This window comes from Corallococcus exercitus, assembly GCF_042231735.1.
GTDB lineage: Bacteria > Myxococcota > Myxococcia > Myxococcales > Myxococcaceae > Corallococcus > Corallococcus exercitus_B.
Genome location: NZ_CP102577.1, coordinates 4844332 through 4869681, shown reverse-complemented (window position 1 = coordinate 4869681; position 25350 = coordinate 4844332). Strand labels below are relative to the sequence as shown.

22 protein-coding genes are annotated in these 25350 nt (G+C 70.9%); 10 read left to right on the top strand and 12 right to left on the bottom strand.

The features are described from left to right. Window positions 1-6 precede the first annotated feature (6 nt). Entirely contained in the window at window positions 7-1035 is a 1029-nt protein-coding gene (locus tag NR792_RS18890) for a histone deacetylase (RefSeq protein WP_375761405.1), read from the bottom strand. Between the two features lie 108 nt (window positions 1036-1143). Here NR792_RS18890 and NR792_RS18885 point away from each other — a divergent pair, with 108 nt between their 5' ends. From NR792_RS18885 to NR792_RS18850, 8 genes are all read left to right on the top strand, one after another. Further along, complete coding sequence (locus tag NR792_RS18885) at window positions 1144-3207, top strand: methyl-accepting chemotaxis protein (protein ID WP_375761404.1); 2064 nt, start codon at window positions 1144-1146, stop codon at window positions 3205-3207. A 26-nt stretch (window positions 3208-3233) separates the two neighbouring features. Continuing rightward, entirely contained in the window at window positions 3234-4529 is a 1296-nt protein-coding gene (locus tag NR792_RS18880) for an MFS transporter (RefSeq protein WP_375761403.1), read from the top strand. Between the two features lie 165 nt (window positions 4530-4694). Next, window positions 4695-5177: a Sec-independent protein translocase protein TatB gene (gene tatB, locus NR792_RS18875; protein ID WP_375761402.1), complete on the top strand. Its 483-nt coding sequence runs from the start codon at window positions 4695-4697 to the stop codon at window positions 5175-5177. A gap of 39 nt (window positions 5178-5216) precedes the next feature. Beyond that, on the top strand, window positions 5217-6422 hold the full coding sequence (locus NR792_RS18870; RefSeq protein WP_375761401.1) for a twin-arginine translocase subunit TatC: 1206 nt from the start codon (window positions 5217-5219) through the stop codon (window positions 6420-6422). Between the two features lie 11 nt (window positions 6423-6433). Beyond that, a complete protein-coding gene (locus NR792_RS18865; protein WP_375761400.1) occupies window positions 6434-7525 on the top strand; it encodes a potassium channel family protein in 1092 nt (363 codons plus the stop codon). Between the two features lie 70 nt (window positions 7526-7595). Next, on the top strand, window positions 7596-8519 hold the full coding sequence (locus tag NR792_RS18860; RefSeq protein ID WP_375761399.1) for an MBL fold metallo-hydrolase: 924 nt from the start codon (window positions 7596-7598) through the stop codon (window positions 8517-8519). Between the two features lie 74 nt (window positions 8520-8593). Further along, on the top strand, window positions 8594-9361 hold the full coding sequence (locus NR792_RS18855) for a hypothetical protein (protein WP_375761398.1): 768 nt from the start codon (window positions 8594-8596) through the stop codon (window positions 9359-9361). Window positions 9362-9629: 268 nt separating this feature from the next. Then, window positions 9630-10421 carry a transglycosylase SLT domain-containing protein gene (locus NR792_RS18850; protein WP_375761397.1) on the top strand — a complete coding sequence of 264 codons (792 nt, stop codon included), beginning with the start codon at window positions 9630-9632 and terminating at the stop codon, window positions 10419-10421. Between the two features lie 87 nt (window positions 10422-10508). Here the strand turns inward: NR792_RS18850 and NR792_RS18845 are convergent, their stop codons facing one another. From NR792_RS18845 to NR792_RS18835, 3 genes are read right to left on the bottom strand one after another with little or no spacing between them, the layout of a single operon-like run. After that, window positions 10509-13022, bottom strand: a complete 2514-nt coding sequence (locus NR792_RS18845; protein WP_375761396.1) for a bifunctional aspartate kinase/homoserine dehydrogenase I — start codon at window positions 13020-13022, stop codon at window positions 10509-10511. After that, window positions 13019-14365, bottom strand: a complete 1347-nt coding sequence (locus tag NR792_RS18840; RefSeq protein ID WP_375761395.1) for an alpha/beta fold hydrolase — start codon at window positions 14363-14365, stop codon at window positions 13019-13021. The genes NR792_RS18845 and NR792_RS18840 overlap by 4 nt, the downstream gene beginning before the upstream one ends. A 4-nt stretch (window positions 14366-14369) precedes the next feature. Beyond that, window positions 14370-15659, bottom strand: coding sequence for an O-acetylhomoserine aminocarboxypropyltransferase/cysteine synthase family protein (locus tag NR792_RS18835; protein ID WP_375761394.1), 1290 nt, complete (start codon window positions 15657-15659; stop codon window positions 14370-14372). A gap of 407 nt (window positions 15660-16066) precedes the next feature. Between NR792_RS18835 and NR792_RS18830 the strand changes: the two genes are divergently transcribed. Continuing rightward, window positions 16067-17005 carry an alpha/beta fold hydrolase gene (locus NR792_RS18830; protein WP_375761393.1) on the top strand — a complete coding sequence of 313 codons (939 nt, stop codon included), beginning with the start codon at window positions 16067-16069 and terminating at the stop codon, window positions 17003-17005. A gap of 10 nt (window positions 17006-17015) precedes the next feature. Here the strand turns inward: NR792_RS18830 and NR792_RS18825 are convergent, their stop codons facing one another. From NR792_RS18825 to NR792_RS18815, 3 genes are all read right to left on the bottom strand, one after another. Beyond that, the gene (locus NR792_RS18825) at window positions 17016-17639 is read right to left on the bottom strand and encodes a glutathione S-transferase family protein (RefSeq protein WP_375761392.1); all 624 of its coding nucleotides are present in this window, start codon (window positions 17637-17639) and stop codon (window positions 17016-17018) included. 95 nt (window positions 17640-17734) lie between these two features. Beyond that, on the bottom strand, window positions 17735-18550 hold the full coding sequence (locus tag NR792_RS18820) for a hypothetical protein (protein ID WP_375761391.1): 816 nt from the start codon (window positions 18548-18550) through the stop codon (window positions 17735-17737). 78 nt (window positions 18551-18628) lie between these two features. After that, window positions 18629-19582, bottom strand: a complete 954-nt coding sequence (locus NR792_RS18815; RefSeq protein ID WP_375761390.1) for a hypothetical protein — start codon at window positions 19580-19582, stop codon at window positions 18629-18631. Window positions 19583-19668: 86 nt separating this feature from the next. Between NR792_RS18815 and NR792_RS18810 the strand changes: the two genes are divergently transcribed. After that, window positions 19669-20856 (top strand): cytochrome P450, encoded by a 1188-nt coding sequence (locus tag NR792_RS18810; RefSeq protein WP_375761389.1) that lies wholly within the window; start codon window positions 19669-19671, stop codon window positions 20854-20856. Window positions 20857-20881: 25 nt separating this feature from the next. Here NR792_RS18810 and NR792_RS18805 read toward each other — a convergent pair whose 3' ends face one another. The 5 genes from NR792_RS18805 to NR792_RS18785 form a co-directional block, all read right to left on the bottom strand. Next, a complete protein-coding gene (locus tag NR792_RS18805) occupies window positions 20882-21730 on the bottom strand; it encodes an aldose epimerase (protein ID WP_375761388.1) in 849 nt (282 codons plus the stop codon). Between the two features lie 4 nt (window positions 21731-21734). Beyond that, complete coding sequence (pruA, locus tag NR792_RS18800) at window positions 21735-23390, bottom strand: L-glutamate gamma-semialdehyde dehydrogenase (protein ID WP_375761387.1); 1656 nt, start codon at window positions 23388-23390, stop codon at window positions 21735-21737. Between the two features lie 130 nt (window positions 23391-23520). Then, complete coding sequence (locus NR792_RS18795; RefSeq protein WP_375761386.1) at window positions 23521-23919, bottom strand: response regulator; 399 nt, start codon at window positions 23917-23919, stop codon at window positions 23521-23523. 149 nt (window positions 23920-24068) lie between these two features. Further along, window positions 24069-24353, bottom strand: a complete 285-nt coding sequence (locus tag NR792_RS18790; protein ID WP_375761385.1) for a hypothetical protein — start codon at window positions 24351-24353, stop codon at window positions 24069-24071. A 119-nt stretch (window positions 24354-24472) separates the two neighbouring features. After that, window positions 24473-25138 (bottom strand): serine protease, encoded by a 666-nt coding sequence (locus tag NR792_RS18785; RefSeq protein ID WP_375761384.1) that lies wholly within the window; start codon window positions 25136-25138, stop codon window positions 24473-24475. Window positions 25139-25350: the final 212 nt, after the last annotated feature.

The window sequence follows — 25350 nt, the reverse complement described above, 5'->3', positions numbered from 1 at the left end:
CGCGCGTCAGCGCACGCTGGCCCAGTACGGCTTGAGCGCTTCGCGGCTCGCGGCCAGTGCCGCCCTCGCGTCCGCGTTGGTGGCTCCGGGCGCGAAGCTGTCCTCGCGCCCGGCCAGCACCTCGACGCACGCGTGCACGGAGTTCGACAGCCCCTCCAGCGAATAGCCCCCCTCCAGCACCAGCACCAGCTTCCCGCCGGAGACCTCCTCCGCCAGCTTGCGCACGGCGGTGCACATCGCCGCGAAGCCGCGCTCGGTGACGTCCATGCCGCCAATCGGATCCGCGCGGTGCGGGTCGAACCCCGCGGACACCAGCACCAGGTCCGGCCGGTACGCCTGCGCCACCGGGAGCAGCAGCTCCTGGAAGATCATCCCGTAGTCCGCGTCCGTGTTGCCGCCCGGCAGGCCGCAGTTGACCGTGAAGCCCTGGCCTTCCGCGCGCCCCACCTCCGGCGCCGCGCCGCTGCCCGGGTAGTAGGGGAACTGGTGCACCGACTGGTACATCACGTCCCGCCGCCCCCAGAACGCCGCCTGCGTGCCGTTGCCGTGGTGCACGTCCCAGTCCAGCACCAGCACGCGCTCGGCCCCCAGCCGGCGGCCCGCCTCCGCCGCGATGGCGACGTTGTTGTAGAGGCAGAAGCCCATCGCCCGGTCCGGCTCCGCGTGGTGGCCGGGCGGGCGCACCAGCGCGAACGCGTTCCGCGCGTGCCCCGCCATCACCTGCTCCACGGCCTGCACCGCCGCGCCCGCCGCCACCCGCGCCGCGTCGATGCTGTCCGGCGACACCGCCGTGTCCCCGTCGATGCGCTCGAAGCGGCCCCCCAGCTTCTCCATCGCTTCCAGGTGCGCGGGGGTGTGCACCGCTAGAATCTCCGCGTCCGTGGCGGAGCGGGGCTGCGCCATCACCGTGCCCTCGACGGGGTTGCGCGCCAGCACCTGGAGGATGCGCCGCAGGCGGGCGGGCGACTCGGGGTGGCCCTCACCGGCGTCGTGCTGGAGGAAGAGCGGGTCGGTGAGCAGCAGGGTCGCGGTCATCCCCTGGACCTTACGCATCCTCCCTTCGGGAACCCAGCGTCCAGCCCCGGCAGGCGGGGAAGTCCGTTCCTTGCCCGGACGGGCCACCCTCCCTACAGTGGGCCGGCCTTGCCACGTCGCCTCAAGAAACCCGGTCTCCGGGGCATCCTCCTGGGTTCGTTCGGTCTTGCGTTGGCCGTCATCCTGGGGACGCTCTACTTCGTCGTTCCCCTCCAGGTGGACAACCACCTGAGGGAACGCATGGCGCTCCATGCCCAGAACAAGGCCCGGGAGGTCAAGGCCCTGGTCGAAAAGCAGGCGAAGACCCAACCGGTCCCCACCCTGGAAGGGGTCTACCTGGAGGATGACGACTTCAGCGTCGTGGCCGTCCTGGATGCCCAGGGCGTGCCCCGCGCCACCTACCCCGCGACGCCCCCCCAGTGGTTCACCCAGGGCCTGGAGAAGCGCCTCCAGTCGCGCCCCCTGCCGCCGCTGGCGGAGACGAAGTTCGACTCCAAGGACTGGGCCGTGTCCGTGCCGGTGACGCTCGCGGACAGCGTGCCCGGTGAGGTCGTCGTGGTGGTGGCCGGGGCCCGGCTGGAGGGCGTGCTCGAGTCCCTGCGCCACACGGTGCTGCTGGCCTTCGTCGTGGGCCTGGTGCTCTTCCTCCTCACGGCGTTCCTCATCTCGCGCGCGTTCATCCTCCACCCGCTGGACGCGATGATGTCCATGGCGCGCAAGCTGGCGGAAGCAGACCTCACCGGCCGCGCGGAGGTGCGCAACAGCAAGGACGAGCTGGGCCAGCTGGCCGAAGCCCTCAACCGCATGGCCCAGTCCTGGCGCGACACACTGGGCCGCGTGCGCGGCGTGTCCGACGTGGTGGCCGGCGTCATCGAGCAGATCCACCGCACCGGCACCACCGTGTCCTCCGGCGCGGGCACCGTGCAGTCGCGCGTGGAGGAGACGTCCTCCTCCATGGTGGAGATGATGGCCTCCCTGCGCGGCATCGCGGAGAACGTGGAGGTCCTCTACCAGAGCGCGGAGGAGAGCAGCTCCTCCATCATGGAGATGGCCGCCACCAACGACGAGGTGGCGGAGAACGTCCAGGCCATGGCCGCCAGCGTGGAGGAGACCACCAGCGCCATCGAGGAGATGACGTACTCCATCAAGGAGGTGGCCAAGAACATCGAGGACCTCTCCGCGTCCACCGAGGACACGTCCTCCGCCATCAGCCAGATGGACGCCGCCATCGGCCAGGTCGACGCCAACGCCAATGAGACGGCCCGCCTGTCCGAGCAGGTCTTCGAGGACGCGCAGACGGGCGTGGAGGCCCTGCGCAAGACGCTCTCCGGCATCGACCGCATCAAGGACACCAGCCGCACCGCCGCGGGCGTCATCGACAGCCTGGGCCGGCGCATCAGCGAGATTGGCAACATCCTCAACGTCATTGACGACGTGGCGGAGCAGACGAACCTGCTGGCCCTCAACGCCGCCATCATCGCCGCGCAGGCGGGCGAGCACGGCAAGGGCTTCGCGGTGGTGGCCGAGGAGATCAAGGACCTGGCCGAGCGCACCGGCGCGTCCACCAAGGAGATCGCCGAGCTCATCCGCGGCGTGCAGGAGGAGAGCCGCAACGCCGTGGTGGTGATGAACCAGGGCGTCAAGAGCGTGGAGGAGGGCGTGCAGCTGGGCCGCGAGGCGGAAGGCGCCCTGCGGAAGATCAACGACAGCACCCAGAAGTCCACGCAGATGGTGAAGGCCATTGCCCGCGCCACCGTGGAGCAGGCGCGCGGCAGCAAGCAGGTGACGGCCGCCATCCACCGCATCTCCGCCACGGTGTCCATGATCTCCCAGGCCTCCAACGAGCAGGCCCGGGGCGGCGAGCAGATCATGAAGAGCGCGGAGCGGATGAAGACGCTCACCCAGCACGTGCAGCGCTCCAGCCAGGAGCAGGCGCACGGCAGCAAGCAGATCACCCGCTCCATCGAGAGCATCAACGAGATGGTCACCCACCTGAACCGCGCCCAGAAGGAGCAGACCAAGGGCAGCGAGCAGGTGCTCAAGGCCGTGGAGACCATCAAGGGCGTGTCCGAGCACCAGACGCGCTCGGTGCGCCAGCTGGAAGAGGCCATCGACAACCTCACGCGCCAGGCGGAGATCCTGCGCGCCGAGGTCCGCCGCTTCCGCGTCTGACGCACCGCGATTCCTTCGAAGGGTCCATGCCCGAGTCCGCCGCCCCCTCCCGTCCCGTGTCCGAGCGCGCCGTGGTGCTGCTCATCGGCGCGGTGCAGTTCGTCAACATCCTCGACTTCGTGATGGTGATGCCGCTGGGCCCGGACTTCGCGAAGGGGCTGGGCATCGAGTCGTCGCACATCGGCACCATTGGCGGCAGCTACACCGCCGCCGCGAGCGTGGCGGGGCTCCTGGGGGGCTACTTCCTGGACCGCTTCGACCGGCGCAAGGCGCTGGCCGTGTGCATGCTGGGGCTCGTCGCGGCCACCGCGGCGGGGGGCCTGGCGCTGGGGCTGTCCACGCTGCTGCTGGCGCGGGTGTGCGCGGGCATCTTCGGCGGACCGGCGACGGCGCTGTCCCTGTCCATCATCGCGGACCTCATCCCGGTGGAGCGCCGGGGCCGGGCGCTGGGCGCGGTGATGGCGTCCTTCTCCGTGGCCTCCGTGCTGGGCGTGCCCCTGGCGCTGAAGGTGGCGGAGGTGGGCGGCTGGCGGCTGCCCTTCTTCGTGGTGGCGGCGCTGGGCCTGGTGGTGGTGGTGGCCGCGCTGTGGCTGCTGCCGCCCGTGCGCGGGCACCTGCTACCGGGCGGCGGCGCGGCGCGGGCGCCGGGCGTCGCGGAGCTGCTGGGCAGCACCGACGTGCAGCTGTCCTACCTGATGACGGCGCTGGTGATGATGAGCGGCTTCATCGTCATCCCCAACATCTCCGCCTACGTCCAGCAGAACCTGGGCTACCCGCGCGACCACCTGTGGATCCTCTACTTCGCGGGCGGCATCGTGAGCTTCGTCACGCTGCGGCTGACGGGGCCGCTGGTGGACCGCTTCGGCTCCTACCGCGTGGGCACGGTGGGCGTGGCGCTGGCGGCCGTCACCACGTACCTGGGCTTCGTGCACTATCCCGCGTGGCTGCCCATCCCCGTGCTGTTCATGGTCTTCATGCTGGCCATGGGGGTGCGCAACGTGGCGTACAACACGCTCACCTCCCGCGTGCCGGACAACCCGGTGCGCGCCCGCTTCATGTCGCTGCAGTCCGCCACCCAGCACATGGCCTCCGCGCTGGGGGCCTTCCTGTCGTCGCGCCTGCTGGTGGACCTGCCGGACGGGACGCTCGGCGGCATGGACACCATCGGCTGGGTGTCCATCGGGCTGTCGGTGGGGGTCCCCGTGATGCTGCGGGTGGTGGAGCGCCGGGTGCGCTCGCGCGAGCAGGCCCGGGCCCTGGCGGTGCCCCCGGCCCAGGGGCTGGCGGCGCCCCTGTCGCCCCAGGCCAATCCCCACGCCTGATGGGGCAATGTGCCCCAAGGGGCGCGGCGGAGGGGACGGGGTGCCCGGCCGCCCGCCTCCCGGACACGAGGCCAGACGGACGCTGGACGGTCGCTGACGGTTGCGCGGGCCGCCAGTGGGCGCGATAACCCCGGGACGTTCCCTCCAAGGGGAAGACGACGACCCATGTTCAACATCGGCGCAGGCGAAATGGTGTTCATCCTGGTGGCCGCGCTGATCGTGCTCGGCCCCCAGCGGCTGCCTGAGCTGGCGCGGGCCATCGGCAAGTTCATGCGCGAGTTCCGCCGGCAGACGGACGATGTGCGCAACGTCGTGGAGCGCGAGTTCTACGCCATGGACCAGGACTTCAACGCCGAGCCCCCGCCGCGCCCGGGCACGCGCGTGCCGTCCCCGCCGCCGGAGCTGGCCCCCTCCACGCTCCCGGACGCCTCCCCGCCCAACGTGCTGGCCGAGCCCGCGCCCGCGCTCACCGCGACGCTGGACCCCGCGAACGTGCCCGCTCCCGCGGAGGCCGCCGTGGACGCGGCCGCGCCCGGCACGGAAGCCAAGGCCGAAACCGGGGGCGCGCCGGCGCAGGACGAGAACGGCCTTCCGCAACTCGCCCCCATCCCGGGCACGGTGGCGCGCAACGCGCCGAAACGGAGCTGAGCCCTGAACCGCCAAGGGGTTGACCTGTCGGATTTCCGCATGAGCCTGGCGGAGCACCTCACGGAGCTGCGCTCGCGGCTCGTGAAGTGCTCGCTCGCGGTGCTCGTGCTGGGCGCCGTGTCGCTCATCTTCGCCAAGCCCATCTTCGGCGTGTTGATGCGGCCGGTGCTGGACGCGCTGCCCCCGGAGGGGCGCTCGCTCGTCTACACATCCGGCATCGAAGAAATCAACGTGCTGATGAAGGTGGGCGTGTACTGCGGCATCTTCCTCACTACGCCCGTCATCCTCTGGCAGATCTGGGGCTTCGTGGCGCCGGGGCTCTACCCGGAGGAGCGCAAGTACGCGTCGCCCTTCGTGGTGCTGGGCTCCGTGGCCTTCATCGTGGGCTCGCTGTTCTGCTACTTCCTGGTGCTGCCCTCCATGTTCAAGTTCCTCCTCAACGAGGAGGAGACGCTCGCCCTGGAGCAGCGCATGGACACGGCGCGCATGGGCGCCGAGGACGCGCTGCGCTTCCTGCGCATCGGCGAGGTGGAGCGCGCCGGCCACGTGGCCAAGGAGACCAGCGCCGCGCTGACCGCCGTGGGCGAGGGCCAGGTGAAGGACCCGCAGGTGGCGACCGCGAAGAGCGTGGAGCTCACCGCGCGCCTCAAGGGCCTGGGGGACCTGCTGGACGCGGCGGCGGACGGGCTGGGCGTCCCCGCGCGCGGCGTGCTGCGCCAGGCGGTGGAGAAGCGCGTGGAGGCGGTGACGGCCTTCGGCAAGCAGGACTACGTCGCGTCGGAGGCCGCCATGGACCAGGCGGCGAGCCTGCTCGCGGGCGTGGCGCCCACGCGCGCCGAGGAGATGTCCGGCCTGTGGCGGCTCCAGAAGGAGCTGGCCAAGGGGCACGCGGAAGCGGAGGCCGCGCGCTGGACGCGGCCCATGCTGACGATGAACGAGCAGCTGTCGCTGGTGCTGCTGCTCATCCTCGCCTTCGGCGTCATCTTCGAACTGCCGCTGGTGATGGCGCTCCTGGGCATCGTCGGGGTGGTGCAGTCGCAGTGGCTCATCCGCTACCAGCGCCATGCCTTCGTGGTGTGCCTCCTGGCGGCGGCGGTGCTGACGCCCACGGGTGACGTGGTGAACCTGTCGCTCATGGCCGGCCCCATGCTGCTCTGCTACGAGCTGGGCGTGCTGGCGGTGTGGCTCATCGAGAAGCGCCGTGCGAAGGCGGAAGCCTCCACGGACATCACCCCGGCGGCGTAGGCTTCCCGCGCATGAAGAGCCCCGCCGCGCGCCTGATGGTGGACCTGCGGTACCTGCGCGCGCTGTCGCGGAGGTTCCGCAGCACGCTGCTGCTGGCGGTGGTCCTCTTCGGGCTGGGGCCGATGCTGTACCACTGGCGCTACGTGGGGCCGGGCGGGGACCGCATCTCCTACGGAGAGGCGCTGCACCACGTCTACTTCCTGCTCTTCGGCCAGCCGTCGCTGCCGTACGTGAGCGACTGGCTGGTGGAGACGCTCAACATCCTCATCCCGCCGGTCAGCATCGCGCTGGTGGTGGATGGCGTGGTGCGCTTCGCGTACCTCTTCTTCGCGCGGCACAAGAACGACAAGGAGTGGGTCTCCGTGGTGTCCGAAACGATGAAGGGCCACGTCGTGGTGTGCGGCGCGGGCCGCGTGGGCTACCGCGTGGTGACGCAGCTGCGGGAGATGGGCAAGGACGTCGTCGTGGTAGAGAAGCGCGAGGACGCGGCGTTCGTGTCCGCGCTGCGCGACGAGAACGTGCCGCTGCTCATCGACGACACGCGCAGCCCGCTGTGCCTGCCGCGCACGCACGTGAAGAAGGCGTCCGCCATCGTCTGCGCCACGGACGACGACCTGGCGAACCTGAACATCGCGCTGGACGCGCGGCGGCTGAACCCCGGCATCCGCGTGGTCATCCGCCTGTTCGACGACGACCTGGGCGCGAAGGTGCGCGACACGTTCAAGGCGGAGGCCCTGTCCAGCTCCTCGCTGGCCGCGCCCGCCATGGCGCTGGCGGCGTTGGATCCGCGGCTCATCCATTCGTTCCGCATTGGCAAGCACCTGATGGTGGTGTCGCTGTTCGTGGTGCGGGACGGGCTGCCGGGGATGAACGTGTCCCAGGTGCGCGACCGCTTCGGCGGGCTGGCGCTGTCGCTCATCCGGGGCGACACGGAGACGCTGCACCCCAACGGGGACGTGGTGCTCCAGGTGGGGGACCAGATCACCGTCCAGGCGTCCTATCCGGAGTACTGCGCCCTGCGCGCCTTCACCGGTGAGGCGGATGCGCCGGCGTACGCGGACCACGACAACTTCCTCATGCCGGGGTACCGGCCCACGGGGTGAGTCGTCCAGGACGGCTTGCGAGCGGGACGGCGGCCGATTAGGCAGGGCGCGCTTTCTTCCGGAGGCCGCCTTGCATCGTTTCGCCGTCGTCCTGGGTCTGCTGGCCGTGGTCCTGTCCGCGGGGTGTGCGTCGTCCCCGCCGCGCCTGAAGGGGGCGCAGGTGACGCTGGCCTCGCACGCGGACGCGCGCGTGGGCACCTACGTGTCGTCGCCGTGGGGCTTCAGCACGTCGTCGTATTGGATTGAGGGCCCCACGGGGCTCATCCTGGTGGACACGCAGTTCCTGCCCTCCGCTGCGGAGGAGTTCGTCACCTGGGCGGAGGCGGTGACGGGCAAGAAGGCGGAGCTGGCCATCGTGCTGCACGCCAACCCGGACAAGTTCAACGGCACGGACCTGCTGCGCAAGCGCGGCATCCGCGTGGTGACGAGCGAGCAGGTGCGCGCGTCCATCCCGGCCATCCACGAGAAGCGCACGCGGGCGTTCGCCGCGCGCTACGCGCCGGACTACCCGACGGCGCTGCCGCTGCCGGACAGCTTCGGAAGCCAGACGACGCAGCTGAGCGCGGGCGGGGTGACGGTGAAGGCGCACGTGCTGGGCGCGGGGTGCAGCGAGGCGCACGTGGTGGTGGAGTTCGACGGGCACGTGTTCCCCGGCGACCTGGTGGCGAACGACGCGCACAGCTGGCTGGAGATTGGCCGCACGGAGGCGTGGCTTCAGCGGCTGGAGGAGCTGAAGGCGCTGCGCCCGAAGTGGGTGCACCCGGGGCGGGGGCCTTCCGGAGACGCGGGGCTGCTCGTGAGCGAGCGGCAGTACCTGGAGCGCGTCATCGCGGAGGTCGCGGCGGAGAAGCCCCAGGGGCCGTTCACGGACACGGCGGCGCAGAACATCCGCGCTCGCATCGAGGCGGCATACCCGGGGCTGCGCTTCCCGGTGTTCCTCAACATCGGCCTGCCGGCGGAGTGGGAGCGGCAGGCGCGGGTGGCCGCGCCTTGAAGGGCGACTTGCAGGGTGAGCCAGGAGCGTCAATGTCGACAGGTCGGACAATGGATGGCGGATACCAGGCAGGAGTGAGGCGCTCGTTCGCGGTGGGCTCGGAGATGGCCTGGGCCGCCTGGGGCGAGGAAGCAGGACTCATCCGCTGGGTGGGGGCGTGCTCCCAGCCGTTGACGGAAGGGGAGCAGGTCGCGCTTCCGGACGGCACGCGCCTCAAGGTGGTGCGCCGGGTTCCGCCCCGGCAGCTCCGCCTGCGCCTGGAGCGTGACGACTGGCCCCGGGCTCGCACCGTGCAGCTTCGCGTGCTGCCGTCGGTGCATGGCGTCACCGTCGCGCTCCATGCGGAAGGGTTGCCGGACGCGGGCGCGCGGGAGGAGACGCTGGCCCGGTGGACGCGTGCGCTGGAGAGCTGGGACGCCTTCTCCGGAAGGGCCGTGGCGGTGAACCGGGAAGGGCCCCCGAAGCGTGAGCCCGCGGGGAAGAAGGGCGCCAGGAAGCCTCCCGAGCTGGAAGAGGGGCTCGCGAAGCAGGGCGTCGCCGCGCTGAGGAAGCATGGCCCCGCGCGCGGAACGAAGAAGGCCGCGACCACGAAGCAGCCCCGGGTGGCGGAGAAGGCCACGCCCGCGAAGAAGGCCACGCCCGCGAAGAAGGCCGTGGCCAGAAAACAGGCCCGAGCGGCGAAGAAGGCCGCACCCGCGAAGAAGGCCGTGGTCGGGAAGAAGGCCGCACCCGCGAAGAAGGCCGTGGTCGGGAAGCAGGCCCGGGCGGTGAAGAAGGCCGCACCCGCGAAGAAGGTCGCGCCGCCAGCGCGGAGCCGGAAGCCCACCCAGCGCACGAAGTAGAACGCGGCGCCGATGGCCGTGAGGGCCTGAGCACGGCCCTACAAGCGGCCTCGCCGCGCGAGGCCGACGCATCGCGGGTGGTGACCGCGGTTCGTGAGGGGATGACTCCAGTCACCAGGGGCGGGGCTCGGTGCGCCCCACCGCGCCTCGCGCTTCCTCAAGGACATCAAGCACTTGGCTTGCGGTGGATGTCCTCCAATGGGCTGGCATGTCTCCTGCTGTAGGTGTTCCTCGTCAGCCGCACTCACGCTCCCCGAGGAAATCCCCCATGGTCATCCCGCCCGGCGCCCCCCGCCTCGCTTCCTTCCGCGCCCCCTCCCAGGACTTCGCTTCCCGCCCGGATGCCGTGTCCGGCGCCCGCGTGCAGGGTGGCGCGTGCCAGAAGCCCGGGTCGAGCTTCGCGTCCCAGTTCCAGCAGGATGGCTTCAGCGCGGGCCCCGCGAAGGGCGCTCAGTTCAAGCAGTTCATGGAGGGGCTCAGCGAGGTGGTGAAGGAGCTGCAGCAGATCGTCCAGATGCTCCAGACCTCCTTGAGCGGTGGCGCTGCCTCCGCGGACAGCACGGCCGGAGCCCAGGCCCCGTCGGGTGTGTCCGGTGCGTCCAGCACGGGCGCCCCGTCGAGCACGGGCGGCGCGTCCGGTGCGGGTGACTCGTTCCAGGCCGGCTCCGCTCAGTCGGCCGGCGCCACGGGCGACATGCCGAAGGGCGAGGTGGGGGACTGGATCAAGCAGGCCATGGAGATCCTCAAGGCCGCTGGCGTCCCGGTGGACAAGATGAACCCGCAGGACATCGCGAAGATCATCGAGCACGAGTCCAGCGGCAACCCCAACGCCATCAACCTGACGGACCAGAACGCCAAGAATGGCACGCCGTCCATCGGCCTGATGCAGACCATCCAGCCCACGTTCGACGCGTTCAAGCTCCCGGGCCACGACAACATCCGCAACCCGGTGGACAACATCATCGCGGCCGTGCGCTACGCGGTGGACCGCTACGGCTCGGTGTCCAACACCCCGGGCATCCAGGCGATGAACAGCGGCAGCGGCTACGTCGGCTACTGAGCCGGGAGCGCGGCGGCGGGCGCGCCTCCCGCCAAACCTGTCCGACAGTCGGACAGGTTCGCGCCGCATGACGCCGGGGGCTCCGGCCTACCGCCCCCGCAGGTTCTGGGCGATCTTCAGGATGTCCGCGAGCACGCCCGCCGCCGTGACAGGGCCACCCGCTCCCGCGCCCTGCACCAGCAGCGGGTAGTCCGCGTATCTCTCCGTGGAGAAGGCCACGAACGCCTCCGAGCCGCGCAGCCGCGTCGCCGGATGCTCCTTCGGCACGGCCACCGGGCCCACGCGCAGCACCGCCCCGTCCCTCGCCGAGGGGTCGATGCGCGCCAGGTAGCGCAGCACCTTTCCCTCCGCGCGCAGTCCTTCGACGCGCGAGGTGAATGTCCGGTCCAGCTTCTCCAGCCCCGTGAGGAAGCGCTCCACGTCCGTCTCCTCCAGGTACTCGCGCGGCACGAAGGGCTCCACCTCCACGTCCTCCAGCGACAGGTCCAAGCCCTGCTCGCGCGCGAGGATGAGCGCCTTTCGAGCCGCGTCCGTGCCCGCCAGGTCCTCGCGCGGGTGCGGCTCCGTGAAGCCCTTCTCGCGCGCCGTGCGCACCGCCTGCGACAGCGGCACGCCGTCCATCAGCTGCTGGCTCAGGTACCCGAGCGTCCCGGAGAACGAACCCTCCACCCCGTGCACCCGGTCCCCCGTGCGCACCAGGTCCTTGAGCGTCTGGATGACCGGGAGCCCCGCGCCCACCGTCGTCTCGTAGTGGTACGCGCGGTGGTTCAGGTGCGCCGTGCTCCGCAGCCGCTCCCACACCTCGCGCGGCTGCGTCAGCGGCTTCTTGTTCGCCGCCACCACGTGGATGCCATTGCGGAAGGCCTCCAGGTACAGCTCCTCCATGCCTTCCGCCGCGGTGCAGTCCACCAGCACCGGCACCGGCAGCCGGCGCAGCGGCTCCAGCAGCGCGTGGACCACCGGCGGCGACGCGCCCTCGGGCACGGACTCGATGCGCTCGCGCCACTGCTTCAGTGGGATGCCCTCCGGTGAGAAGAGCACCCGCCGACTGTCCGCGAGCCCCACCAGGTTGAGCTGGATGCCATGCCCCTGCGCCAGCGTCTCCTGCAACGCGCGCAGCTGGTCCAGCAGCTGGCTGCCCACCACGCCGTGCCCCAGCACCAGCAGGCTCACCTCTTCGTGCGCGAAGTGGAAGGCCGCGTGCACCGTGCGCACCGTCAGCGCCGTCTCCGCCCCGTCCACGATGAACGAGATGGAGCGCGCGCTCGCTGTCTGCGCGATGGCGCGCACGTTGATGCCCAGCGCACCCAGCGGCTGGAACAGCCGGCCCGCCACGTTGGCGCCCTGGCCCATCGCCTCCGCCACCAGCGCCACCTGCGTCACCGGCGCGCGCACCTGCGGCGGCTGCAACGCGCCGCGCTCCAGCTCCGGCGCCAGCTCCCGCCGCAGCACCTCCTCCGCTCGGGCCGCGTGCGCCCGGCGCAGCACCACCGCCACCGACCGTCCCGGTGACGACTGCGCCGCCATCCACGCGTCGATGCCCGCGGCCTCCAGCGCCTGCAACGCGCGAGGCCCCACCGGCCGCGCCGCTTCCTCGGTGCCGCCCTCCAGCCCCAGCAGCGCCAGGTCCTCCAGCGACACCACGCACGTGGGCACGCTGCCGTTGCCCGCGCCGCGCACGTCGATGAGCGTGCCGGGCTCGTCAGGCTGTTGCAGGTGGCGCACGCGCAGCGGGATGTCCGCGTCGCGCAGCGTGGACAGCGCGCGCGGGTGCAGCGTGGGCAGGCCCAGGTACACCAGCTCCAGCGCCTCCGTGTAGCTCAGGTGCGGCACCGGCCTCGCATCCGCGACGTGCAGCGGATCCGCCGTCATCACCCCGGGCACGTCCGTCCACAGCGTCAGCGGCGTGCCCAGCAACACGGACAGCACCGCCGCCGTCTCGTCCGCGCCGTCCACGCCCAGCGTCGTGGAGCGCCCATCCAGCGCCACGCCCCGGCCGCCCGCGTGCAGCGTCAGCCGTCCCTCCCATGAAGGCCGCAGCGTCGCCACCCGGGCACGGGTGTGCTCGCGGTTCACGCGCGCCTGGCCGGGCTCGCCCTCCGTCACCGTCCAGTCCGCCGCGTCCACCTCCAGCGACGGCACACCGCGCGCGCCCAGCAGCCGCGCCAGCAGCGCCGCCGTCAGCCGCTCGCCGGTGCCGCGCACCACGTCCTCCAGCGCGGGCCGCCGCTCACGCACCAGGCTGGCGCCATCCAGCGCGCGGCGAGCGGGCTCCAGCAGCGACGCCAGCGTGCGCGCACCGTCCGCCTCCACCGACGTGGAGCCCGGGGGCGCGCCCAGCCGGCGCTCGGCCTCCTCCAGCATCAACAGGCCCCGCGCGAGCAGTCCATCCAGCTCCTGCCGGGCCAGCGTGGAGTTGCCCTCCAACGCGATGGACAGCGCGGACTCCAGCCCCGCCGCGAGCCACGGCGGTGACGACACGATGGCGGCGCGCGTGTTGCCCGCGTCGCGGCGTGACAGGTGCGTGGCCACGGACGCGAGTCCCTGGGCGGTGTCGAGCAGGAAGGGGGCGTAACGGGTGATGCTCACAGGGGCGGTCATGAGGTCTTCCGGGCGCGGACGCCGGCAGGGGAGAAGAGGCGATCGTCGCGGCCCAGGCCCGGAGGCAGGGCCAGCGCGCGGAGCAACAGGGACGCGAGCGCGTCCCATTCGATGAGGAAGCCGTCGTGGCCGTGCACGCTGCACAGGACCGCGTACTCGGCATGGGGACCCTGCGCGCGCAGGCGCCGGGACAGGTTCTTCATGTGCTCGGGAGGAAAGAGGACGTCCCGGTCGATGCCGATGGCCAACGTGCTCGCGCGGATGCGGCCCACGCCGGGGCCACCGTTGGGCGTCGGCACGCGCGTGAGGTCGTGGTGGTCCATGGCGCCCAGCAGCGCCAGGTAGGAGCGGGCATCGAAGCGCGCCTCCAGCTTCACGCCCTGGTGCTCCAGGTAGCTCTCCACCGGGTACAGCGTGCGCGACGACCACGCCTGCGGACGCGGCTGGAGCGCGTCCAGTCCGGCCTCCGCGCGATAGGTGAGCGTCGCCAGCTGGCGCGCCAGCTCCAGGCCGCGCCTGGGGGACTCGGGATACTCCGGGTCGAGCAGGAGCGCCTGCCGGGCCACGTGGTTCCAGCCCACCACCCACGCGGACGCGGCCTCCGCCGTCGCGATGGGCACCATCCGCTGGAAGCGCTCCGGCGCGAGCGCCGCCAGGCACAGCACCACCATGCCACCCAGCGAACCGCCCGTGACGAGCGCCACCTCGTCCACGCCCAGCGCGTCCAGCGCCGCGAGGATGGACCGCGCCTGGTCCCACGGCGTGAGGGTCGCGGGCAGGCTCCGTTCATCCAGACGCAGGTCGCCCTTGGGCAGCACCGGCGACGGGCCGAAGCGCGTGTCGTCGGTGCGCTGCGGGAAGCCCTCGTCCGCGGGGCCGAACGTCCCGTAGCAGGAGCCCAGGTTGTTGAAGCACAGCAGCCGCACGCGGGATGGATCCAACGGCCGGCCATGCCCGATGACCGGCTCCCACCAGCCGCCTTCACCTCCGGCGTGCATGTCTCCGGTGAGCGCGTGCACCAGCAGCACGGTGGGCACCGCGTCCGGCGTGCGTCGCGCAGCTCGGAGGCGTGCGTCGCGCAGCTCGGAGGCGGCGTCGCGCAGCTCGGAGGCGGACCTGCGCACCACGCGCAGCCGGCCTGCGCGCGTCGCCTCCTCGGAATGCACGCGGGCGCGGGACTGCAACCACGCGAGGTCCTCCGGAGGCCCCCACCACCAGCCGCGCACGAGGTGGGGCGCCACGCGGGCGCCGGCCTCCAGCGGCAGGTCCGGCAGCGACAAATCAAAGACGCGCGGAGTCTCCGCGCGCGGGGGCACTTCCTGGCCAGGCCTCACGGGTCGCATGGCGTCAGGCCGCGCTCAGGGCCTGGTCCAGGTCGGCCAGGATGTCGTCCAGGTGCTCCAGGCCCACGGACAGGCGCACCAGGTCGTCGGTGACGCCCGTGCTGGCGCGCTCCTCAGGGCTGAGCTGTTCGTGGGTGGTGGACGCGGGGTGGATGATGAGCGAGCGCGTGTCGCCGATGTTCGCGAGCAGGCTCCACAGCTTCACGCCGTCAATCACCTTGCGCCCGGCGGACAGGCCGCCCTTCACGCCAAAGGTGACGAGCCCGCCGAAGCCGCCCTTGAGGTACTTCTTCGCGTTGGGGAACGCGGGGTCGTCCTCCAGGCCCGGGTAGCGCACCCACTCCACCTTCTTGTGCTGCTGGAGCCACTTCGCCACCGCGAGCGCGTTCTGCGAGTGGCGCTCCAGCCGCAGCCGCAGCGTCTCCAGGCCCAGGATGAACGCGTGCGCGTTGAAGGGGCTGAGCGAGGGGCCCAGGTCGCGCAGGCCCTCCAGCCGCGCCTTGAGGATGTACGCCGCGGGGCCGAAGGCCTCTCGCAGGCGCAGGCCGTGGTAGCCGGGGTTGGGCTCGGTGAGCTCCGGGAACCTGCCGTTCTCCCAGGGGAAGTTGCCGCCGTCCACGATGACGCCGCCAATGGAGGTGCCGTGGCCGCCGATGTACTTCGTCGCGCTGTGCAGCACGATGTGCGCGCCGTGGCGCAGCGGATTGAAGAGGGCGGGGGACAGCGCGGTGTTGTCCACGAAGAGGGGCAGGCCTGCCTCGCGCGCCACGGCGCCAATGGCGTCGAAGTCCGGCACGTCCAGGCGCGGGTTGCCCAGCGACTCCAGGTAGAGCGCCTTCGTCTTCGGCCCGATGGCCTGGCGGAACGCGTCCGGGTTGCCTGCGTCCACGAACTTCGTGGTGATGCCCAGCCGCGCGAGCGTCACCTTGAAGAGGTTGTACGTGCCGCCGTAGAGGCTGGCGCCGGAGACGATTTCATCCCCCGTCTTCAGGATGTTGAGGATGCCCAGCGTCTGCGCGGCCTGGCCGGACGCGACCGCGAGCGCCCCCACGCCCCCTTCGAGCGCGGCGATGCGCTTCTCGAAGACGTCCGTCGTGGGGTTCATGATGCGCGTGTAGATGTTGCCGAACTCCTTGAGGCCGAAGAGGGCGGCAGCGTGGTCCGCGTCGCGGAAGCGGTAGCTGGTCGTCTGGTAGATGGGCACCGCGCGAGCGCCCGTGGTGGGGTCGGGCGAGTAGCCGGCGTGCAGCGCGAGCGTGTCGGGGTGCAGCGGGCGTTCGTTGGGCGTGCTCATGGCAAGGGACTCCTGTTCGCGTCGCTCCGGAAGGAACGCGCGTGCGTAAGGGCAGACGGGTGGTGGGGACGTCAGGGCACTGCGGGCGGCGGGGAGGACTTCAGGACGTGCTGGGCGCTGCGACGCTCCTCGGCAGGGGTGCGAGAGCGGAGGCCCGGAACGACGAAGCCCACCGACCCTCGCGGGTGGGTGGGCTCCGGTTGGCTCGCCAGGGGCAGGCTGTGCGTCAGCCGGCCGCGGCGGGCTTGGGCCCACCCGGAACAGGCATCGAACACATGCACATGGCGGAGGTGACGAACATTCTGCGAGAAGAAGTAGACGCGATGGCGCGAGCTGTCAAGCCACCCTCCGGAACATCACCGCGCGTGTCGCGCGCCCGTGACGTCGATTCACCGCGTATTCCCAGAATGATGTCCTCTCGCTCCGTCCTCTGCTCCGGCCTGCTGGCCTGCCTCTTCCTCGCCGCGTGCTCCTCCAAGCCCGCGCCGCCCACGTCCGTGAATCTTCGAAAGACCTTTCGCACGCAGTTGAAGGTGGAGCCCCCGCAGCGAGACCCCGCGCCCACGCCGCGGAAGGAGCTGTTCGAGCTGGTGCGCTATCCCGCGCCCCTGGGCACGAACGCGGCCTACGTCACGCCCGTACGCGAAGGCTCGAAGCGGCCGGCGGTGGTGTGGATCCACGGTGGCATGGACTTCGGAATCGGCGCCCTGGCGTGGGCGCATTCGCCCCGGAGCAATGATCAGAGCGCGCGGGCGTTCCGCGAGGCGGGGCTGGTGTTGATGCTGCCGTCCCTGCGAGGGTCGAACGACAACCCGGGCGCGCGCGAGTACTTCCTGGGCGAGGTGGATGACGTGGTGGCCGCCATCGACTTCGTGGCGCAGCGCCCGGACGTGGATCCCGCGCGCATCTACGTGGCGGGGCACAGCACGGGAGGCACGGTGGCGCTGATGGCGGCGGTGCTGTCGCCGCGCTTGAAGGGGGCCTACGTGTTCGGCCCGGTGCACGACGTGTCGGAGTACGCGCACTATGTCCCGCTCCTGGGACAGGCCCGTGGGCCGGAGCTGTGGATGCGCAACCCGGTGAGCTACGTGGAACACCTGCGCGTGCCCACGCAGGTCATCGAGGGCTCGGACCACGGCAACATGGATGCGTTCGAACCGCTGCGCGTGGCCGCGAAGGGCGCACCGCTGTCGTTCCTCGCCGTGCCCGGTGCCACGCACTTCAGCGTGCTCGCGCCCGTGACGGAGCTGCTGGCGAAGCGGCTCCTGGAGGCGAAGGCGGATGCGCCCACGGTGATGCTCACGGACGCGGAGGTCCGTCAGGCGGTGGCTGCCGAAGCGGAGTGAAGCGCTCGCCTCAGCCCACGCGAGCGTTCGCGGAGTAGGGCGGCACGGGGCCCAGGAAGCCGGGCTGGGCCTTCACGCGCTCCAGCCACTCGGACACGGATGGGTAGGGCGCCAGGCCCACGCCCGCCTCCGGCGCCAGGTGCGTGTACGCGAAGAGGCAGAGGTCCGCGACGGTGTAGCGCTCGTCCACGAGGAACGTGCGGCTGCCCAGGTGCCGCTCCAGCGCGGACAGTGCTCGCTCGGTGTTCTGGATGCGGTTTCGGAGCACTTCGGACTGCGGTGACTGCCGGCCCGTGAGGAGCCAGTAGCGCGCCGTGCCCAGGTTCGGTTCCACCGCGTTCTGTTCGAAGAACATCCACTGATGCACCTGCGCCCGCGCGAAGCGGTCCTCGGGCATCAGGCGCGTGCCCTCCGCGAGGAACAACAGGATGGCGTTGGACTCCGCGAGGAACCGCCCGGGCTCCGGCTCCAGCACCGGGATGCGGCCGTCCGGGTTCTTCGCGTGGAAGTCCGCCGTGTGGCTCTCCCCCGCGAAGATGTCCACCGGCACCAGCTCGTACGCGAGCCCCAGCTGCTTCAGCAGCGTGCGGACCTTGTAGCCGTTCGCGGAAGGAAGGTAGTCGTAGAGGCGCATCCGGGCTCCAGCAAGAGGATGCGCGCGATGCTATCGACCGGCCTTCTGCCCTCGCACTCCGCTTCTTGCGATGGAATCACCGCGAGAAGGGCGCTTCAAGGAAGCGTCGGCTCGGGAGCAGGCAGGGGCACAGGAGCCCCGGGAAGGACTGCTCGAATCATCGGCCAGTAGATGCGGCCCTGGAATCCGACGACCTTTCCGGCATCCTGGTTGGACCAGATCCAGTGATACACCTCCCCGAAGCTCTGGCCGGGCAAGAAGGCCCTCAAGTCGCGCTCTTCCACCGGAACGGCTTCTTCCGAATCTGGCATTGGCTGGGGCCAGGATGCAGGCCATTCCACGCTCGTCCCTACGGCGGACTTGAGCGCCCACAGGTCCACCTGGGTGGCGACGGGGACGTACCGGGTCGCATCCGGTGCGTGGAAGGCAGTCAGGGCATCAAACAAATCGAGAAACGCGTGGGGCGCTTGATCCCTCTCCGGGTGCTCGCCAGGTCCCTCCAAGAGGCCGTTGACCTCGACCTGTCGCAGTGAGCCATCCGCGGTGCGCCACTGAATGATGTGGTCGGGCGCATGCAGGCCATTGGAGACAAAATATGCAGGCAACAACTCCTCCATTGCCTGCATTCTTTTGGGTGAGAGCAACTGCTCAAGCTGCCCTCGCGTCAGGTGCGCCTGTCGGAAGGCAGGTGCATCCGGAAGCGCATGAAGGGATGCGTAGATGAGGGTCCCATCTGGATAGATGGCCAACCGTGGCGAGCGATCGAGGCACGGCGAGGGGCAGCGCTTCCAGAGGACCAAGCTGGGTACGGTGAACGCAGCGGCGGAAGAAGAACGCTGCCCAGCCGAGATGGTGCCGCTGCTGGTGCACGCGCTGGCAAGAAGGAACAGTATCCAGGTCAGCGTTCTCATTCATTTCACCGCCTGGAGTCTGTTTCAGTAGGAGCGAGTGGATGCAGGAGCGGCTTCTTGACCTATCGGAACAAGTGCCTACTGCGCGGTGGCCTCGTTCCAGACTTCCGTGACGCGCCCCACCTGGTCGAAGTCGCAGTGCACGGCGCCCGGGATGACCTTGTCGTTCACCGGGAACTGGAGCCCGGTGAGGTACGCCTCCGCCGCCTGGATGTCCTGGAGCAGGTAATCCTGGTCGCCATACGTGAAGTAGAACTTCGTGCCCGCGCGCAGCGCCGCGTTCGACGCGTCCCAGTTCATGCTGCCCGACCACGGCTTCTCACCGCCGCAGCTCAGCGCGTAGACGCCCGGGTAGCGGTCGCCGTAGCGCGGCAGGAAGCTGGCCGTCAGCTGGATGGAGCCACCCGACGAGCCGCCGAAGAGGATGGGGCCGTCCTGGATGTCCCAGCCCTTGCGCAGCGCCTCGATGAGCGCGACCAGCTCCGCCGCGTTCTTGCCCTCGAGGTCGCGCTCCGTCAGCGGTACCCCCTCTCTGGGGCAGTCCGTGTGCTCCGGCTTCACCCACCACGCGCACTTGTTGGGCGCGAGCGCCGTCACGTAGAGCGTGTTGTGCCCGTACGTCCAACCGCCGTGCGTGAACAGCGAGCGCGGGTTGCTGCCGTTGTACGTGCCCGCGCCGTCGCCGTGCAGGTAGATGGCCAGCCGCATGGGCTCGGCCACGATGCCCTGCTTCGGCTCGATGATCTTCACCTCCGTCGCACCCACCTGCGCCACGCAGTACGACAGCGTGCCCGCGTCCGTGCTCACCGTGGCCGTCCTGCTGCACGCGAGCTTGCCCGAGCCGTGCGAGCTGCCCGTGCCCGCATCCGTGCCCGCGTCGGTCCCCGCGTCCGTGCCCGCATCGACGCCGGTGCCGGCATCCGTGCCCGCGTCGGTGATGGAGGTGCCCGAGTCAGGCGTGACTTCATCGGGGTCGTCGGAACACGCGGACAGACCCAGGGCGAGAACGGCGGCGAGGAGGATGCGGGACATGGTGACTCGAGGGAGGGGAGGCCGGGCCTCTGTTCAGCAGCCAGTATACCGGGTATAGATTTCCAGCCGGGAAAGGAAATTCTTTCATGACTGGACGCGTGAACCTGCTGGCCCCGGAGGTCCGGGCCAATCCCTACCCTGTCTACGCGGAGCTGCGCCGCACCTCTCCGGTGTGCCAGGTGGAGCCCGGCGGGCTGTGGGCCCTCACGCGCTTCGAGGACGTGGCCGCGGCCTTCAAGAACCCGCAGGTCTTCTCCTCCGCCGGCGTGCGCACCACCACCGCGCCGCCGTGGCTGGGGCACAACCCGTTCTCCGAGTCGATGATCGTCCTGGACCCGCCGCGCCACATGCGGCTGCGCACGCTGGTGAGCCGCGCGTGGACGCCCGCGGCGGTGAACCGGCTGGAGCCTCGCATCCGCGGCTTCGCGCAGACGCTGGCGGAGCGGCTGTCTCCGGAGCGCGAGGTGGACTTCGTGGACGCCTTCGCCATGCCGCTGCCCGCCAGCGTGATTGGCGAGCTCTTCGCCTTGGACCCCACCATGACGGCCCGCTACAAGCGCTGGTCGGTGGACCTGTCCAGCGTGTCCGGCACGACGGAGAAGGACACCCACCGGCACGACTCCATCAAGGCCACCGTGCGCGAGATGGAGGACTACCTCTCCGACGTCGTCGCCGAGCGCCGCCGCCACCCGCAGGACGACATGGTGTCGGACCTGGTGAAGACGCGCGTGGACGGCGAGGCGCTCTCCGACGCGGAGGTGATGAGCTTCCTGTTCCTGCTGGTGGTGGCGGGGCTGGAGACCACCGTGCAGCTCGTCAGCCACAGCGTGCGCCTGCTGATGGAGCAGCCGCACCTGGTGGCCCGGCTGCGCGAGAACCCGTCGCAGGTGGGGCGCTTCGTGGAGGAGGTGCTTCGCTACGAGCCCTCCGTGCACGGCCTGGTGCGCGTCACCACGAAGGCGACGGAGGTGGCGGGCGTGGTGATTCCGGAGGGCGCGCGCGTGGCGCTGATGATCGGCTCCGCGTGCCGCGACGGCGAGCGCTTCAAGGACCCGGACACCTTCGACATGGACCGCGAGGGCGTGAACAACATGCCCTTCGGCCATGGCATCCACTTCTGCCTGGGCGCGCCGCTGGCCCGGCTGGAGGCGCGCGTGGGGCTGGAGGTGCTGCTGTCCCGCTTCACGCGCTTCACGCCCACGGGCCCGGTGAAGTGGAACACCTCCCTCACCGTGCGCGGCCCGCTGAGCCTGCCCCTCATCCCGCACGCCTGACGCGCGCGGGACGAAGGGCCGCGTTTCACGCCTCGATGTCGAACGCGAGCGACACGCGCTCGCCCGGGGCCACGTGCAGCAGCCCCTCGCCGGTGGCCAGCGCCCCGGCGGCGGCCGTCCACGGCTCCACGCAGACGAAGTCCTTCCCCGTGAGCGTCCACACGACGAGCATGCGGAACTCCCCGCTCCACGACAGCTTCACGGGGGACAAACCCGGCCCGCGCTCCAGCACCGTGCCCGGCGCCGAGTGGTCACGCAGGTGCATGTCCACCTCCTGCGCGGTGAGGTCCAGGCCGGTGAAGGGCACCTCGTGCTTCGCGCGGTTGTCCCACGCGTGCGTGGCGTCCGTCTCCACGCGCGCCTGCGCCTTCTGCCCTTGAGGCACGCGGAAGTACGGGTGGTAGCCCAGGTGCAGCGGCAGGGGCCGCGTGTCCCGGTTCTCCAAATCGAAGTCCAGCGTGAGCCTGCGGCCCGCGAGCGAGAACGCCAGCTGCGCGTCGAAGGCCCACGGGTACTGGCGCAGCGTCTCCTCCGACGACGTGAGCCCCAGCACCAGCAGGGACTCTTCCGCCTGGCGCACCGTCCACGGCAGCTTCCGCGCGAAGCCGTGCTGCGGCAGCGAGTACGCCTTGCGGTCCGCTGGATACGTGTCCCCGGGCAGGGGACCGGCGTTGGGGAAGAGCACGGGGATGCCCCCGCGCACGCTCTTCGTGAGGTCGGCGACGGTGCCCTCGTCCAGATAGAGCACGTCCTCGCCGTCCACCACCATGCGCGTGACGAGCGCGCCGCGCGTGGGAATCACCTCCACGCGGCAGCCGCCGTCCTCCAGCGCGTACGTCTCCAGCCCCGCGATGCCCGGGAACGGTCCGCTCATGGAGCTAGATGGCCCCTTCCTTCGGGTCGCTGTCCATGAACGGGTAGGGGACCTTCACGGGCGGCGCGAAGTTCTCCTTGATGGTGCGCGGGCTGCTCCAGCGGAACAGGTTGATCATCGACCCGGACTTGTCGTTGGTGCCCGAGGCCCGGCTGCCGCCGAAGGGCTGCTGGCCCACCACCGCGCCCGTGGGCTTGTCGTTGATGTAGAAGTTGCCCGCCGCGTTGCGCAGGCCGCTCATCATCTGCTCGATGGCCTTGCGGTCGCGCGCGAAGATGGCGCCGGTGAGCGCGTACGCCGCGGACTGGTCGCACTCCTTCAGCGTCTCCTCGAACTTCGCGTCCGGGTAGACGTACACGCCCACGAGCGGCGCGAAGATCTCCTCCGTCATGATGCGGTGGCGCGGGTTCGTGCACTGCACCAGCGTGGGCTGCACGAAGTAGCCCTCGCTCTTGTCCGTGCCGCCGCCCGCGACGATGGTCGCGTCGCCGCCGGACTTCGCCAGCTCGATGTACGAGGACACCTTCTTGAACGAGCGCTCGTCGATGACCGCGCCCATGAAGTTCCGGAAGTCCGCCACGTCGCCCATCTTGATTTCGCTGATGAGCGCCTGGAGGCGGGGCTTCAGCTTGGGCCACAGGGACTCCGGCACGTAGACGCGGCTGGCCGCGCTGCACTTCTGGCCCTGGTACTCGTAGCCGCCGCGCACGATGGCGACCGCGAGCGCCTCCAGGTCGTCCGCCGCGGACGGGTGCGCGAAGATGAAGTCCTTGCCGCCCGTCTCACCCACCAGCCGCGGGTACTGCTTGTAGCGGCCGATGTTCTCTCCCACCGTCTTCCACAGGTTGTTGAACGTGGGCGTGGAGCCGGTGAAGTGGATGCCGCCCAGGTGGGGGCTCGCCAGCACGGGGTTGCCCACCGTGGGGCCGTCGCCGGGCAGCATGTTGATGACGCCGTCGGGCAGGCCCGCCTCGCGTAAGAGCTCCAGGCCGTACCACGCGCTCAGGGCCTGCGTGGAGGAGGGCTTCCACAGCACCACGTTGCCCATGATGGCGGGCGACACGCAGAGGTTCAGCGCGATGGAGGTGAAGTTGAACGGCGCGATGGCGAAGACGAACCCGTCCAGCGGCCGGTAGTCCGTCATGTTCCACGTCTGCGGCGAGTTCTCCGGCTGGATGGCCAGGATCTGCTGCGCGAAGTGGACGTTGTAGCGCAGGAAGTCGATGAGCTCGCACGCGGCATCAATCTCCGCCTGGTGCGCCGTCTTGGACTGGCCCAGCATGGAGGACGCGTTGAGCAGCGGGCGGTAGCGCGTGGTGAGCAGCTCCGCGGCGCGCAGGAAGATGGCCGCGCGTGCGTGGAAGGGCATCCGCGCCCAGTCCTCCTTCACGCTCATGGCGTTCTGGATGGCCTGCTCCACGTGGCCCGCGTCGGCCTCGTGCAGGGTGGCCAGCACGTGCTGGTGCCGGTGCGGCATGCGCACGGTGTCCGTCTTGCCGGACTTCACGTGCTTGCCACCGATGACGACGGGGATGTCGATGCGCTCCCCGCTCATGCGCTTGAGGGTGGACTGGAGCTCCGCGCGCTCCGGGGTGCCGGGGGCATAGGAGAGGACAGGCTCGTTCTTGGGAGCCGGGACGCGGGGGATGGCGTTGAGCACGCGAGGACCTCGGGACGAGAGGAAAAGGGAAGTTCGGGCAAGGTATAGCCCTCCCGGTGTCCCAGGTCAGTGACAGAAGCGTGGGGCGTCCGCGTCGCGACAGAGGCCCGGGGCCCGGCGGGCGTCCGGCTCAGCCCTCGCCGGCGGCCTTGGCGGTGGCGCCCCGCGCCCGCTGCAGCACGGCATGCAGCTGCGCGATGAGGTACGGCGGCTTCACCGGCTTGACCAGGTACGCATCCGGCTGGGGCTGCCCGGGCTCCAGGTCCGTGCGCGGCGCGTAGCCGCTGACGAACACCACGGGCAGGTTCGCCAGGGCCGGCTCGGCGCGCACGCGGCGGCACAGCTCATAGCCGTCGATGCCCTCCATGTTCACGTCCGACAGGAGCACGTCCGGCGGCTGCGTCCGCGCGTGCGCGAGCCCCGTCTCGCCATCCGCCGCCACCGTGCAGTCGAACTCACCCGACAAGAGCAGCCGGAGCGTCTCGCGCATGGTCCAGGAGTTCTCCACGATGAGGACCTTGGGCTTCACGGTGCATCGACTCCCGGGGCGGCAACAGCGGACGGCAAGGGGGAACGGCGTGCACAGCATCCCCCCGCCGTGCGCACCGGGCAAGAGGTCCCCCCTTACCCGTGAGAATTCACGAAAGCCTCCACCTCACGGGTTTGCCGCCAACGCCCCTAACTCTCGGGAGGCGGATTCACGAGGCCGCGCCGGGAAACCTCGGAGTCCGGCTCCTCGTCGCCCCGCGCCTCGCGCTCGGGCACCTCTTCGTCCTGCCACTCCGCGCCGCGCTCCACCTGCGCCTCCCAGGCCGTCTCCTCCACCGGGCCGGGGTTGACGTCCTCCCGGGCGGCCGCCCGGGAGCGCTCCCGGGCCAGCTCTGCGGCGCCGCGGTCCAGCGCGTCCTCCATCTGTCCCCGGTTGCGCGGCTGGAAGTTCTTGGAGTCCTTGTCCGAAGCCATGGTGTCACCTCCGACGGGAAGGTGGGACGCGCGGGGGCGGGCGGGCAACGACGGCCCGTGCGGGGGCTGCCTGCCCGGCCGTCCAGGTGCGGGAAGGGCGGGTGCGCCGTCCTGCCGCGTCAGCGCGGCGCGGAGGCCGGTCGCCGGGCCAGGGGCTGCGCGTCCGCCCGCGACAGGCGTTGGATCTCCGGCGCGATTTCGCCCGTGGGCGCGGCGACGCTGCACCGCGCGCCGCCGTGCACCAGGCCCACCACGCGCTGCTGCTCGTCCACCAGCGGCGCGCCGGAGTCTCCGGGGAAGCCGTGCATCGTGGTGAAGAGGGCGGTGGGCACTTCCGGCAGCGAGGGACAGCGGCCCCAGCGCTCCACCATCACCCGCTGCGGCTCGCCGGGCCGGTCATGGCGTCCGGTGAAGACGAGCATCGCGCCGGGGATGGGCAGCCCCTCGGCCACCTCCAGCGGGGCCACCGGCGCCTTCGCCTCCAGCTCCAGCACCGCCAGGTCCCGGCCGCGATCCACGAACACGTAGCGGCCCCACAGCTGCCGGCCGTCCTCGAAGTTCGTCCGCTCGTTGCCCGCGTCCGGTGCGACGCAGTGGGCCGCGGTGAGGACATGGCGGCCCTGGCCCACCACCACGCCCGCGCAGTGCCCGTCGCCCAGGGTCACCGTCGCCGCTTCGGCCTTCTCGATGCCCTCGGCTTCACCGGTTCCGGACTGGCCACAGGCCATCCAGGCCGTCACGGACGCGAGTGCCACCGTGGCGCCGCCCCACTTCCATGCACGCATGCCGCTTCCCCCTCCTCCCGGGGCGACGGGCCCACGGGCTTGGAGGAAGGGTGTGCATGCGGACGGGTGCGTCGTGGGCGAGGGTGTGGAAGTGGCTCCCCAGCAGGCGTCCGGGCGCCCCACCGCGCCTCCATCCCGCGAGTCGGTGGATCAGGGGAATGAGCGCCGAGGGTGCACCTGCTCGGATGTCCCGGAGGCGGTGTCACTGAAAC